Source organism: Deferribacter abyssi, from assembly GCF_049472655.1.
GTDB classification, from domain to species: Bacteria; Chrysiogenota; Deferribacteres; order Deferribacterales; family Deferribacteraceae; genus Deferribacter; species Deferribacter abyssi.
In genome coordinates this window covers 57872-72567 of sequence record NZ_JAQNCS010000007.1, presented here as the reverse complement: position 1 = coordinate 72567, position 14696 = coordinate 57872, and the positions used below count along the sequence as shown (strand labels likewise).

The following is a 14696-nucleotide window of genomic DNA, read 5'->3' as shown; positions in this document are numbered from 1 at the left end:
CTGACAGGTACAGAGCTTGATTGCATTTCATATGTCTTAAGGAATTATAAAAGAGAGAAAAAAAAGTATATAGGTAAGAATGCGGCTGTTCTTGTTCCTCTAATATATGACGATAATATCTTAAAAATTATTTTCACAAAAAGGGATAAACAGCTAAATAATCATAGTGGTGAAGTATCTTTCCCTGGTGGTAGCTGTGAAAATTCTGATGAAACACTAAGAATTACTGCATTACGAGAAACCTCTGAGGAAATAGGCTTGTCTTCTGATCACATTAAGATCCTTGGAAAACTTGATGATGAATATTCTATAACAGGATATAAAGTAACACCTTACGTAGGGTTTATTGTAAAAAACTTAAGAGATGTCTCTTTTAATTGTGATGATATAGAAGTGGAACGGGTTTTTACAGTTTCTGTTAGGTATTTATTAGATGAATCAGTGTCTTGGGCAGAAACATGGGTTAGAGAGGGAGAAAAGAGAACAGTATATTTTTATAAATTTGAAGATTTAGTTATTTGGGGATTAACAGGAAGAATTCTTTTTAAGTTTTTAGGTATTATCAAAAAATGTTTAGTATGATTAAATGTAAGAATATTTATAACTATTGTGTAATAAAAAAAACTAAAATAGTGAGTAAAAATTATAATTTACAAATTTATTAGTATAAAAAATAATTTTTTAATTATTTGTGAAAATGCTTGTGTTATTAGAAAAGTTGTAATATTTATAAATAGATAAAATAAACCTTTAGGAGTGGACCATGCTCAATATATCATGTTTAACAGGCAAAGAAATCTTAAAAGATTTTAAACAAGAGGAAAATTTTAAAAAGTTTTTAACTCTGATTACAAAGGAATATGGTGAAGATAGCCCAAAATTTAGCTTTGCGAAGCTAATTTTTTCTCACTTGCCACAAAATTTAATTGAAATATTGAGTGATAATGACTTGTTAAACTTTTTAAACTACCTTTATGATGTATTAAATAACAGAAGAAGAAAAAAATACTACATGGATAAAATACATGTTTTAGAGTCAAAGTTTTTTATAGGTAATTTTTCTATAATTTCTGTTGTTACAGATGATAGACCATTTATAGTTGATAGTATTAGAGAATATTTTTATGAAATAAAGTATAATCAACAGTTTTTATTGCACCCCATTTTCAATGTTAAAAGAGATAAAAGAGGAAATATTGTTGAAATAGGTGATCCAGATCTTGGTTTTAATAATGAATCTTTTGTAATTATTTTTTTGGAAGAGATTGATGAAGAAAAACTCAATGATATTTCTCTTGAAATAGAACAAATTTATGATGAAATTGTATTAGCTGTAGATGACTATCCAAAAATGAGGAATGTTTTATCCAATTTATCTGAAGATTATAGAAATAAGAATCCTGATGTGGCAGATTTTATAGATTGGCTTATTGATGGTGCTTTTATATTGCAAGGAATTAGGATTTTAGATATTACCGATCTTCAAAAAGGAGATTTTAAGATTGATCAACTGGGGGTATACAAGCTTAATAGGACTACAAATATAATTCCAAAACTTGTGGATGCTATTAGGGAAAAAAGATTAAAATTTATTGAAGGGTATCCTGTAATTATAGATAAAGCACTATATAAATCAAAAATTAAAAAGAGAAAAAATTATGATCGTATAATGTTTGTGGAATATGATAACGGAAAGTGTAGAGCAGTTACAATTTTGGGGGTTTTTGGAAAACTCGGTATTGCCACTCCTCCTCATAAAATTTCTCTTTTAAGAAAGAAAATAGATAATCTTTTTTGTTACTTTAAATTTGTTAAAGGTTCTCATGATTTTAAGTGGGTACAAGATACATTAACTAATTTTCCAAAAACAGAGATCTTTAATTTGGATAAAGATTCTTTAGTTGAGGTTATAAGACTGCTATTAACAATTCAGGGAAAAAATCAAATTAGGATTTATACAAAACGTTTTCTGCCTAGTAAACATCTTTATGTTCTTATTGTGTTTCCTTCTGATCGTTATTCTACTGAAGTAGTTTACAGTATAAGTAAAAGGATATCTGAATTTTATGGTGGAAAAACTTTAGATATTTCTGTGAGACATGATGAGCATGGTTATGTGTTTTTACACCTTCATATATTAGCAAGAGAGATAGAGGTAATTGAACAAAAAGATGAGACAGGTCTTAAGGATATTGTAATAAACGAAATTAAGGACTGGAATGATTTGCTTCATGATATGTTATCATATAAATATACAGGACGTATTGCCGATGAACTATATAATGTTTTTACTAGTAATCTGACTGAAAGTTATAAGTCTAAAACTCCACCAGCAGAGGCAGCAGTTGATATAAAAATTTTATATGATTTAAAAGATATTCAAGCAAGACTTTCTGCATACAACAATAAACTGTATCTAAAAATTTATTCTAGAACAAGAATACTACTTACTGAAATTATGCCTGTGGTTGATAATATGGGATTGAAGGTTATTGAGGATGAAATCTATGAGGTAAAAAAAGGGAAAGATTTATTGTATTTAAGCAGTATTTTGTTGGACGATGTTGGTGATAAAGAAAAGTTTGTGGATACTTTTGGTAAAATATTGCCAGAAATGGTAGTAGCCGTTGTTAAAGAAAGATGTGAAAATGATAAGTTGAACAGTTTATTATTAAAAGAACAACTTAATTACAGAGAAGTAGAAATCTTAAGAACATTAAGAAATTATATAGTGCAAGTAGACACTGGGCTAGGTAGATCAACTATAAATCTGGCGTTGCTTAAGTATCCTGATATTACAAAGAAAATAGTGAAACTGTTTGAAGAAAAATTTGATATTTCAAAAGAAGTTAAGAGTTACGAAGGGATAAAAAGAGATGTTTGGGAAAATCTTGATAAGGTTCAAACGTTAGTAGAGGACTCTGTATTTAGAAAAATTTTAAAACTTATTGATGCAATAGTGAGAACAAATTTTTATAAAGTGCCAGAAAGAGACTATATCTCAATAAAGATTGCAAGCAGAAAATTAGATTTTATTCCTGATCCAAAACCTATGTACGAGATATATGTCCATAGTCCTCAGATGGAAGGGGTTCATTTGAGAGGTGGAAAAGTTGCTAGGGGAGGATTGAGATTTAGTGATAGACCTGATGATTTTAGGACAGAAATACTTGGTCTTATGAAAACGCAGATGGTCAAAAATGCAGTGATTGTTCCAGTGGGTTCTAAAGGTGGTTTTATTGTAAAAAAACGTTTCTCAGATAAACACAAAGATTTACAACATGTTGTTAATCAATACAAAACGTTTATCAAAGGACTTCTTGATATCACTGATAATTATCATGGTAGAAAGGTTGTCCATCCTGACAATGTTGTGGTTTACGATGAAAAAGATCCATATCTTGTAGTAGCTGCAGATAAAGGGACTGCTACATTTAGTGATATTGCAAATGAGATCTCTATGGAGTATGGCTTTTGGTTAGGTGATGCTTTTGCCTCTGGAGGCAAAACAGGTTATGATCACAAAAAAATTGGTATTACGGCAAAAGGTGCATGGGAATGTGTTAAAAGACATTTTAGAGAGCTTGGAAAAGATATTCAAAAAGAGGAGTTTACCGCAGTTGGTATTGGAGATATGTCAGGTGATGTTTTTGGAAACGGTATGCTTTTATCCAAAAAGACAAGATTATTGGCAGCGTTTAACCATATACATATTTTTGTAGATCCAAATCCAGATGCAGATATAAGCTATCTTGAGAGGATGAGGCTATTTAAACTACCACGATCTACATGGAAAGATTATAACGATAAGATAATTTCAGAAGGTGGTGGTATTTTTGATAGATCTGCAAAAAGTATCAAATTAACGAAGCAGATGAAAGAACTTTTTAAAACAACAAAAGATGAGGTATCTGGTGAAGAGTTAATTAGGATGATATTACAGTTAGATGCTGAACTTTTATGGAATGGTGGAATAGGTACATATGTGAAAGATTCATCAGAAGCAAATGCTGATGTAGGTGATCATGCTAATGATAATGTGAGAATAAATGCAGAAGATTTAAAGGTTAAGGTGGTTGGTGAAGGTGGTAACCTTGGTTTAACTCAAAAAGCGCGTATAAAATATGCTATTTTGGGTGGCAAGATAAACACTGATGCGTTGGATAATTCTGGTGGTGTGGATATTTCTGACCATGAAGTTAATCTTAAGATTATACTTGATCAGTTTATCAAGAAAAAACTAGTAAAAGATGTAAAAGAGAGAAATAAACTTATTTTAGATTTGACTAAAGAGGTTGAAAAACTTGTTTTAAAAGATAATTATATGCAATCTCTTGCTGTCAGTTGTGATTTGATTAGATCTAAGACAAATCAGATTCTTTTTGAAGAAACAGCTAGATTTCTAAAAGAGGTGGGGTTACTTGACTTTAAACTTGAAAATATAAGCTTTATAAAAGAAAAAAGGAATGTAACGAGGCCAGAACTTGCTGTTCTTCTTTCCTATGTAAAAATCTTCTTATATAACGAAATTGAGAAAAGTATTGATATGAAAGATCCTTTAGTTAGAAAGAATTATATGAGTTATTACCCAGATTATATGAAGAAGAGATTTGGGGAGCATCTGTTTGAACACAAACTGGCTAAAGAAATTGCAGCTACAGTTATTGTTAATAAAGTGGTAAACCAAACTGGTATAACATTTTTTATAGAGTTATTTAAAAATACAAATCAGGATTTTTCAACTTTGATCAGTAATTATATGTATATAGAAGAATTGTTGGATATAAATAATCTTAGAGAAAGGATTTTTACTTTAGATAATAAAGCCTCTGCTGAATCTCAATATAAAGCATTAATTGAATTAGAAAAGACATTAAAGGTAGGAGTACAATGGCTCATTAATAAAGATAATTTTAATACTCTCATTAATAATAAAGAACTATTCCTGAAGATAATGGAACGAATACCGATAAAGGTTACAGGTAAAGTAAGAGATTTAATAAAACAGTATGGAGAGTTTTTAAAAGATGGAGGAGTTCCTGGTAGTTTAGCAAAGCAGATAGCTGGAATAAAATATTCTAAGCCTGCTTTCGATATTTTTGAACTGGTTGTGAGTAAGGGATATGATATAGATGTTGCAATTAACAGTTACTTTAAAGTTGGTGAAACATTTAAATTTTTAGAAATGAAAAATGCTATTAAAGAGATTATTATTACAAGTGAATGGGACAGAATCAATAGAGAAAATCTACTTAAACGTTTAAAATTACTTCAAAAGTTACTTACTGAAAAAAGTTGTATGGATAAATCTTATATTAAGACATTGTACGCAAAAGAAGAAACATTTTTTGAAAATTATAATAGTTTTCTAGATGATATTATGGAAAATAAAGTTACAACCCTTGTGCCATTTAATGTTATATTGGAAATGTTTTATAATTTAATACATTAATAATAAAGGGGCGATAGCCCCTTTATTTATTGTTTTGTTAATTAATGGTAAATATAGATTTATCTCAATGAGATAACATAAGTACGTTTTATTTATCATTGTTTTTTATACTCATGTTATTAAGTTTATTCTGATATATATGATCTTATTAAAGATCTTTAAAATGATCTGTTGAAATCAGATATAAAATGATGTTATAATTTACTGGGAGGTGTGAGATGTTACCATTTTATAAAAAGTATCTTTATATAAATTTGAATTCAAAAAGTTATGAAATTAAGGATTTGCCTGATAGTGTGTTGGATATTTATGGTGGTGGTAAAGGGATAGGAACATATCTTTTATATAAATTGAATCCAGAAGGTGTGGATCCTTTTTCTGAGGATAATCACCTGATAATTAATGTTGGACCGGCAGCTGATCAGAAAGTTTGGGGGAGCTATCGTTTTGGTGTTTATACTAAAAGTCCTCTTACCAACTGTTATGTAGACAGTACAGCAGGTGGTAAACTTGCTAAACCTATTTCTAGAACAGGTTACGACGCCATAGTAATAAAAGGAATAAGTGATAAACCTATTTTTCTTGAGATTTCTGATAAGGAAGTGAAATTTCATGATGCTACTGATTTGTGGGGAAAGGATACCTATTTTACGGAAGATGAACTGAAAAGAAGGGTAAATGTTAAAGGGGCTGGTGCAATTGTAATTGGACCAGCTGGAGAAAATCTTGTTAAGTTTGCTTTAGTGGAGAATGATTATTGGAGAAGTATTGGTAGAGGAGGTATTGGAGCTGTTTTTGGTAGCAAAAAAATAAAAGGGATTGTTTTTTATGGAAATATTAAAAGAGATGTAGGATTTCCTGATGAATTGGAAAAATTTTTTAAATTTATTGGTGAAAAAGGGAAAAAAGACCCTATTTCACTGAAATACAAAGAGTTTGGTACTGCTATGGGAGTATCCTTATTAAATGAAGTAGGAGCGTTTCCTACAAAATATTGGCATAAAGGAAAATTAGATGGTTTTGAAAATATTACAATTGAAAAACAGAAAGAGATTTGTGATGTGGTGCCAAAAGCTTGCCCAGCATGTTTTATTTCTTGTGGTAATCTAACCAAAACTAAAGCTGATAGTAAATATCCTGGTATTGTCTTAGAAGGTCCAGAATATGAGACTCTTTATGCATTTGGAGGTCTTTGTTGTATTAGAGATATAGAGGATATTATTTATATTAACGATAAATGTGATAGGTTGGGTGTTGACACAATTACAGCAGGAAACATTGTTGCTTTTGCTATGGAGCTATCATCCATTGGTAAGATAAAGGAGAAATATGAATATGGAAATGTAAACCATGTTATAGAGCTAATTGAAAAGATTGTTTACAGAGATGGTATTGGAGAGATATTAAGTCATGGAATAGAATATACCGCAAAATATTTTGGTGCAGAAAATCTTGCTATTCATAACAAAGGACTTGAACCAGCGGGATATGATCCTAGGGCTTTAAAGGGGACAGCCCTTGGTTATGCTATATCTTGCAGAGGTGCATGTCATTTAAGAAGCGGATTTTATAAAGCAGAATTGAGTGGCGTAATAGATCCGGATGTAATTGAGGGTAAAGCCGAATTGCTTATTGACTGGGAGGATAGGTTTTGTATTTTTGATACGTTTATTTTATGCAGATTTTTCAGAGATACTTATTTTTGGGATGAAACTCTGAAGCTTTGGCAGATGTTATATGGAGATGATAGTGTTACGGTAGAAGAGTTAAAACAGCGTGCAAATAAAATTATTTCATTAGCGAAAAAGTTCAATATAAGGGAAAATCCTAATAAAATTTCTGTTCTAGATAAATTGCCTAATAGACTTTTTGAAGAACCTTTGGAAAGTGGAAAAGTTTTAAAAAAAGATGAATTCAATAAATTGTTACAAGATTATTATGCTTTGAGAGGATGGGATAAGGAAGGTATCCCAAAGGATTGAAGCAAGTTAAGTATTTTAGTTGCCACTTTTCTGTGGCAACATTTTAGAACCATTAAATTAAAAAGCTTCATTCTTTAAATGATCATAACAAAAAATATAGGGATTTTAGGTTTTTTTGCACTTGACAAAATAGTGCAAAAAGCTTAAACGACTTCCTATGTTACTTCAATAGATTTATTTTGCCCAAGTGGTGGAATTGGTAGACACGCAGGATTCAGGATCCTGTGGGAGTAATATCCCGTGGGGGTTCGAGTCCCCCCTTGGGCATTTTTGTTATCAATAAGTTACAAGTTTCCATAATTTGCGACTTTGAGTTTAGTGTCACAGATAGTGTTACAGTAGATTTATGCATTACAAATAATTTGATATTAGTGCTTAATATTTATTATCCAAGTTTGACAGAATCTAAGGATTTTCAGGAAAACAAACAATACTACCAAATTTGAGTAAAAGTATTTTTAGTGATAATTGACACGTTTGAAAACTTGTATCAATTGTAGCGAAATTTATAAACACCTTCATGCTACTATTTCATTGGCGATTAATTCTGCTTGTTTTAGCACCGTCTCAGTCGCAAGCGCCTGCATATCCGGGGGATAACCGTATTTCCGAAGGGTTCTTTTTACAATTACCCTTAATCTTGCCCTTGCACTTTCTCTTATTGTCCAGTCAATTGATGTATTTTTCTTTACCCTATCATAAAGAACAACTGCCAGCTCTCTTAACTTATCTTTCCCCATAAGCTCTCTTGCACTTTCATTATCTGCAACCGCACAGTAAAAGGCATATTCATATTCAGAAAGGCCCATCTCTTCAGGCTCTTTATCGCTTGCTTTAATTTCTTTTGCAAGGGATATTAGTTCTTCAATAACCTGAGTAGCTGTTAAGATTTTATTGTTATACTTTCTAATCAATTCTTCTAAGGTTTCAATCAATGATTTGCTTTTTACAAAATTTTTTCTAATTCTACTTTTTATCTCTCCATTAATTAATGTTTTCAAAACCTCAATGGCAATATTCTGATGTTTCATTCCTTTAATTTCTTCAAGAAACTCATCAGATAAAATTGAGATATCAGGTTTTTTAATGCCTGCGGCATCAAAAACATCAACCACACCACTTGAAACAATTGCCTTATCTATAACCTGCTTTATTGCTGTTTCTATTTCATTTATAGATTTTCCTTTCCCAGTGCTATCAAATTTTATAAGCCTTGACTTTAATGCCTGAAAAAAAGCAACTTACTCTTTTATTTTAAGCGCTTCAGGATGAGGGATTGCAATGGCAAATGCCTTTGAAAGAGCAGTTACAGCGTCTATAAATCTCTTTTTGCCATTTTCGAGACCAAGAATAAAATCCTCAGCTTCAAGGATAATTGAGAGTTTTTCTTGTGTATCAGCTGAAAAATACCTTTTATAGTCAAATCCAAAAAACATATCTCTAACAACTTCCAACTTTTCAAGCATTATCTTTACAGCTTCTTCCTGCAATTTTGCAGGGTCTCCTTTGCCGCCGCTATCAGCGTAAAACTTTAACGCCTCCTTTAAATCTGCTGCAATTCCAAGATAATCAACAATAAGGCCACCTGTCTTATCCTTATAAACTCTGTTTACCCTTGCAATTGCCTGCATTAAGGTATGTCCTTTCATTGGTTTATCAATATACATAGTGTGAAGGCATGGCACATCAAAGCCGGTAAGCCACATATCAACAACTATTACTAATTTTAATTCATCCTCAGGGTCTTTAAATCTATCGGCAAGTGTTCTTCTCTGCTCCTTTGTTAGATAGAATTTTGCAATTTCAGGCTCATCTGAAGATGATACAGTCATTACAAGTTTTATTTTCCCCTTTTTTAGCTCATCACTGTGCCAATCAGGCCGGAGTTTTATTATTTCATTATATAACTTAACCGCAATTCTCCTTGTCATTGCCACAATCATTCCCTTGCCATCCATAACTTCAAGTCTCTGCTCAAAATGATTTACAATATCTTTTGCAATCTGCTCTACTCTTTCTTTGCTTCCAACAATAGCCTCTAATTTTGCCCATTTTGTCTTTGCTTTTTCAGTTTCAGAAAGACCTTGTTCATTTAGTTCTTCTTCAAATTCCTCAATTAGCTTTTTACCTTCCTCATCAATATCTACACTTACAAGCCTGCTTTCATAATAAATAGGAACAGTTACCCCATCCTCAACTGCATGAGAAATATCGTAAATATCAATGTAATTCCCAAAAACAGCTGGAGTACTTCTATCTGTTTTCTCAATTGGAGTTCCTGTAAATGCAATGTAGGTTGCATTTGGCAAAGCGTCCCTTAAATATTTTGCAAATCCGTAAGAGATTTCTCCGGAGTATTTATCAATCTTTGCCTTAAATCCATATTGAGTTCTGTGGGCTTCATCAACAATAACAATAATATTGTCTCTTTCAGAGAGTGTTTCATATATATTTCCCTCATCAGGCCAAAATTTATGAATGGTTGTAAAAACCACACCACCGGAGGCAACTTTTAAAAGTGTCTTTAAATGCTCTCTGCTTTCAGCCTGCACTGGCTCCTGTCTTAAAAGCTGTTTGGATGCAGCAAAGGTATCAAAAAGCTGGTCATCAAGATCATTTCTGTCTGTAATTACCACAATCGTTGGGTTATTTAGAATCTGAATAATCTTTCCTGAATAAAAGACCATTGATAAAGACTTGCCTGACCCCTGCGTGTGCCAGATTACACCTGCTTTTTTATCTCCCTCAGGTTGCGTTTTCACGTCAGGTAGGCCATAAGAGGCAGGGGATTCCCTTAAGACACCATCCTGTTTATTTTGTCCAATAGCCCTGATTGTAGATTCAATCGCTTTATTTACAGCGTAATATTGATGATATGCAGCTATCTTTTTTGTTATCTGAATAACAGTCTGACCCTTTTCATCCTCTTTTTTTGATTTATCAAAAACAATGAAAAATCTAATGTAATCAAGAAGGGTATTTTTATTTAAAAGTCCCCTTATTAAAATTTCCAATTGCGATTGTAGGGGCAATTCATGAATTGCCCCTACAGAATCAATGGATTTCCACGCCATAAACCTGTCAAATCCGGCAGATAGGCTTCCCTCTTTTGCTTCAAGCCCATCGGAAATAATCAAAATCTCATTATAATTAAATAGAGAAGGGATTGTTCTTTTATATGTCTGAATCTGATTATATGCTGATTTTATCGTTGCGTTTTCATCTGCTGGATTTTTAAGCTCCATTACAACAAGGGGTAGGCCATTTATAAAAAGAACAACATCAGGCCGTTTATTCACATTGTTTTCAATTACAGTAAACTGATTTACAACTAAAAAATCGTTGTTTTCAGGGGTTTTAAAATCAACAAGCCAGACAAAATCCCCTTTTTCTTCACCATTTTTTTGATAACTTACCTTTACTCCTTCTGTAAGCATGCGGTGAAAGGCTTCATTATTGGAAATCAGTTCAGGAAAGTTAAGATTTTTTACCTGCTTTATCGCATCATCTATTGCATATTCAGGGATATGAGGATTTATAACTCTTAATGCCTTTTTTAACCTGCTTTCTAAAATAACATCTTCAAAAGATTTTCTTTCAGGATTTATTCCGTCTGGCGCGATATCTGGACCAAAGGCATAATCATAGCCTTGAGATTGAAGAAGTTCTATGGCAAATTGTTCAATGGAATTTTCGTTAAGATTAGGCATAATATTTGTCATCCTCCCATTTTAAAGGATTATTTATTATGTATTCTGCGATTTTCGAATATGATTGTTCGTTTCGGATAACATGTTCGTAATGATTTCGTTGCCATAATTTTTTGTCAAATGGTGGCAATAGACCCTGTTTCACCATTTTTATGTATTCAATTGTATAATATCGTTTAAATGTTTGTATAATTTTTGGCAACGAAACATTATTTTCCCTCGTAGGGGCGGATTCCATATCCGCCCGTTTATTGTTTGCGGATTCCATATCCACCTGTGCGTTGTTTTTTCGGGCAGAAATGGATTCTGCCCCTACAACGTGGATTTGGGGGGTTATTTCTATTATTGCATGAAAATGATTCGGCATAATAATGTATTCATGTAATTTTGTATGGGCAAATATTTTTGGTATTTCTAACCATATTTTTTTTACCATTTTTCCTGCCTTGTTCAAAATCATTTCACCTTTTTTTATTTCACCAAATAATTTTATTTTGTTCTGTGTGCAAACGGTTACAAAATAAAATCCCGGTTGTGAATAATCGTAATGTTTTAATCGTATATTTTTTCGTTTTGGGTGTTTCCTGTTTCCCATTTTATCCCTACGTATTCACCCGTAATATATTTTTCCATATTTTGTATTTGTAGGGGCGAATCTGTGTGTTCGCCCACGTATTATTTTTTCGGGCAGAAATAGATTCTGCCCCTACATTGTGTTTGATCGTGTATTTTTGCGAGCAGACACGCAGGTCTGCCCCTATATTTAATGGAATCATATTTTCACCCTCACTTCTCCGCTCATCAGTTTTGGCAGGAGAGTATCCCGCAGTTTTTCCAATGTGCGGATTTGTTGCTGGTTAATTAGTATTTTGTCAAATAATGGTTCAACTAGATTATGAAATATTTTCAAAATATTTTCTTCAGGCAAAGGAATTGTTATTTTAGAAAAATCCCCAGTATTCAAATTTAAAGTTGTAGTTCCACCACTTGCCATTGCAACAAGTAAACTCTTCAAATATTTCATAAATAAAAATATATAATAACGATAATAATCTTTTTTGGGCACAATTGAGTTTATTTGTTGGTTTGTCTGACTTTCTTTAGTTGTCATAGAAACTAACCCTACAGTTGCAATACAACTTACACAAATAGACTTAGCAGGCAGTGTTTTGTTATTTTGTGACTTTTTCCCTTCTTCTGTTAAACTATCAGAAGTTTCAAAAATAAAAGTATTTCCGTGCATATCTGGGATTTTTATAAAAGGAATATTTCCACCAAAATACTCTTTCTTTTTTTTAGATGGGGTTTTTCCACAAACTATTTTTCCCAAAAAAGATAACGGCTTTTCCTCCCAATCCTCCTTTGCCTCTTCAATAAACCACTGGCGGAATAAGGTTTCTGCCATTTTTTCAAGGGTTTTGTTCTGGCGGTGGAGAAGGTCTATTTTATCGTCTAACGACGAAAGCACCGATGCAATGGCTTTTTGCTCTGGGAGTGGGGGGAGGGGGATTTCTTGTGCATAAGCAGTATTTCTATTCAATCCTGGAACCGCACTATCTTCATTTAGTTCATCTAATTTTAAACTAAAAAGAAGATAATAAATAAAATCAAAATCATATTCATCATCGTTAGGTAAAACATAATAACATGTATCAATTGCAAAAAAAGGTACTTTAGATTTATATACTTTACCAATAGTTCCTTTTCTACCAATTATTATTCCTTTTGAGTTTGCTAAGGCTTTATTATGCCAACCTGTTATACCAGCAGAACTATATACAGGAATATCTCCACTAACCCTTTTTCTTTCAGGTAAAGATTTTCCATAATTAAAAACTATCACCTCCCCCAACTTCACTCTTTTCCACCCTTCAGGCACTTTTTCACTCATTGCCTTTCTCCTGTTCATTATCTTCTAAAAACTTTTTTCCTTTTTCAGTGATTACATATTTTCCTGTTTTAGGTGCACCAACAAATTTAATCAATCCTAATTTTTTGAGAAATGCAATGTCTCTTTCAGCAGTTGCCTTGGACACTTTAAAAATCTTTTCTATATCAGCTCTTTTTATAGCATGATTGTTTTTTAAAAATACTATTTCTTCTATCAATCTTTCTTTTACTCCCTCATTTACTCCATCACTTACTCCCTCATGATGGAGTAAATCTTCAAATCTTGACTTTAGCTTAGTCCCAACTTGGTCCCAACTTAATTCTAACTCAGCACTATCTTGAGGGGTAGCCTCATTTACTCCCTCACTTTCTCTTTTAAACTCCGGATGTATAAAAAATGTTGTTTTGAAATAACTTCTCTCTTCATCTGTTTCAAAAACAGGTTTTGGGGATTTATTCTTTTCAAGTTCTTTTAGTATAGTTGGAATGCCTGTTTGCCTTCCTTCTGTAAGATGAAGCTCTTTCAGAAATTCACCAATTCTTCTGTTTCTGTATTTTCTCACATCAAATTGATATTTTTTTAACTTCTCTCTGTTTAGCGGTGGCAATGGTCCTGGAAAACTGATTATATTTATATGCTCCGGATATATCCTTATTTCTATTGGTGAATCATTGTCATAACCTCTATGATACACAGCATTACAAACTGCCTCTTCAAGAGCTTGATAAGGATAATTAAAAAATCTGTCAGCTTCTGCTTTTCCTTCTCTTTTTATAACTTTTTCTTTAACAATCTGACTTTTTAAAAAATTTAAAACATTTAATGTTTGCTCCATAAGATTTCCATCAAAGATTTTTTCTTCAAACTCTATTCCATCTTTATCTTTGAAAATAACAACCTCTATTTGAGCTGAAGGGAAGATTCTTTGTGGATTTTTTCCAAAAAATAACAAACCAACATTTTTGGGAAGCAGATTTTCATCGCTTCCCTCTGCAATGTTCATCTTTCTTGATATTTCTTCAATTGTTAAGTTAGGTATCTGGTTTTCAAGCTCGCTCTTTACTTTGTTTAAAAAAGTTTTTATTGCTCCAAGGTCAAACTCTTTTAATGAATATCTATAATTTACCCTATCATCAAAGGGAATTTGATTGGACATTGCAATGAGTTCTTTTTCTTCATCAATCGTAGGTTTAACAGTTGAAGAAAAACGCCTGATATAATAGAAATATCTCGGATTTTTAGTGAAATTTTCCGGGCACTTGTAAGGTCTTACACTTCCTCCCGGGCACCATAAAATCAAAATATTCTTACCCATAAAGTTAACAGGTTCAACTATTGGAAAATAATTGGGAATAATTTTTCTACAAATTTTGTTTAAATCTTTTTGAATTTTTTCTATTTCTTCTACTTTAAGCCCCTCTGGGGGTAATTTGGGTTTACCATTTTCTTCTTTAATTCCAATGATTACATATCCACCACCCCAATTATTAAAGTCATTGGCAAAAGCAGTAATTGTTTTTATGGTGCGTTCAGGATTCCAGCCTTTGCGAAATTCAATTCTTTCCCATTCAACAGTGTTTCCATTGATTAATTCTTCAATATTTATTGGTAAAGCCATGTAATACCTCTTTTTTCAATTTAATCTTTTCTATTCTTTCGGC

The 14696-nt window shown here is 32.1% G+C and carries 6 protein-coding genes, 1 tRNA gene and 1 pseudogene; 4 read left to right on the top strand and 4 right to left on the bottom strand.

The genetic code is table 11. The annotated features are described in order from the left end of the window. From OWK30_RS05495 to OWK30_RS05480, 4 genes are all read left to right on the top strand, one after another. Positions 1–582 (top strand): NUDIX hydrolase, encoded by a 582-nt coding sequence (locus tag OWK30_RS05495; RefSeq protein ID WP_423324417.1) that lies wholly within the window; start codon positions 1–3, stop codon positions 580–582. Between the two features lie 181 nt (positions 583–763). Continuing rightward, the gene (locus tag OWK30_RS05490) at positions 764–5452 is read left to right on the top strand and encodes an NAD-glutamate dehydrogenase domain-containing protein (RefSeq protein WP_423324350.1); all 4689 of its coding nucleotides are present in this window, start codon (positions 764–766) and stop codon (positions 5450–5452) included. Positions 5453–5670: 218 nt separating this feature from the next. Beyond that, a complete protein-coding gene (locus OWK30_RS05485) occupies positions 5671–7434 on the top strand; it encodes an aldehyde ferredoxin oxidoreductase family protein (RefSeq protein WP_423324348.1) in 1764 nt (587 codons plus the stop codon). 181 nt (positions 7435–7615) lie between these two features. Then, positions 7616–7701 (top strand) — tRNA-Leu (locus OWK30_RS05480). A gap of 251 nt (positions 7702–7952) precedes the next feature. Here the strand turns inward: OWK30_RS05480 and OWK30_RS05475 are convergent. The 4 genes and pseudogenes from OWK30_RS05475 to OWK30_RS05460 all read right to left on the bottom strand — a co-directional run bounded on the left by OWK30_RS05475 (position 7953) and on the right by OWK30_RS05460 (position 14653). Continuing rightward, positions 7953–11144, bottom strand: a pseudogene (locus tag OWK30_RS05475) (type I restriction endonuclease subunit R). Next, positions 11137–11739: a transposase gene (locus tag OWK30_RS05470; protein ID WP_423324346.1), complete on the bottom strand. Its 603-nt coding sequence runs from the start codon at positions 11737–11739 to the stop codon at positions 11137–11139. Before OWK30_RS05470 ends, OWK30_RS05475 begins: the two are co-directional and overlap by 8 nt. 177 nt (positions 11740–11916) lie before the next feature. After that, positions 11917–13035 carry a restriction endonuclease subunit S gene (locus OWK30_RS05465; RefSeq protein ID WP_423324344.1) on the bottom strand — a complete coding sequence of 373 codons (1119 nt, stop codon included), beginning with the start codon at positions 13033–13035 and terminating at the stop codon, positions 11917–11919. Further along, positions 13028–14653 carry an RNA-binding domain-containing protein gene (locus OWK30_RS05460; RefSeq protein WP_423324342.1) on the bottom strand — a complete coding sequence of 542 codons (1626 nt, stop codon included), beginning with the start codon at positions 14651–14653 and terminating at the stop codon, positions 13028–13030. Before OWK30_RS05460 ends, OWK30_RS05465 begins: the two co-directional genes overlap by 8 nt. Positions 14654–14696 lie beyond the last annotated feature (43 nt).

Coding starts and splice junctions, on each gene's coding strand:
- OWK30_RS05490 (WP_423324350.1), top strand. CDS start 764: ATGCTCAATATATCATGTTTAACAGGCAAAGAAATCTTAAAAGATTTT.
- OWK30_RS05485 (WP_423324348.1), top strand. CDS start 5,671: ATGTTACCATTTTATAAAAAGTATCTTTATATAAATTTGAATTCAAAA.
- OWK30_RS05470 (WP_423324346.1), bottom strand. CDS start 11,739: ATGGGAAACAGGAAACACCCAAAACGAAAAAATATACGATTAAAACAT.
- OWK30_RS05465 (WP_423324344.1), bottom strand. CDS start 13,035: ATGAGTGAAAAAGTGCCTGAAGGGTGGAAAAGAGTGAAGTTGGGGGAG.
- OWK30_RS05460 (WP_423324342.1), bottom strand. CDS start 14,653: ATGGCTTTACCAATAAATATTGAAGAATTAATCAATGGAAACACTGTT.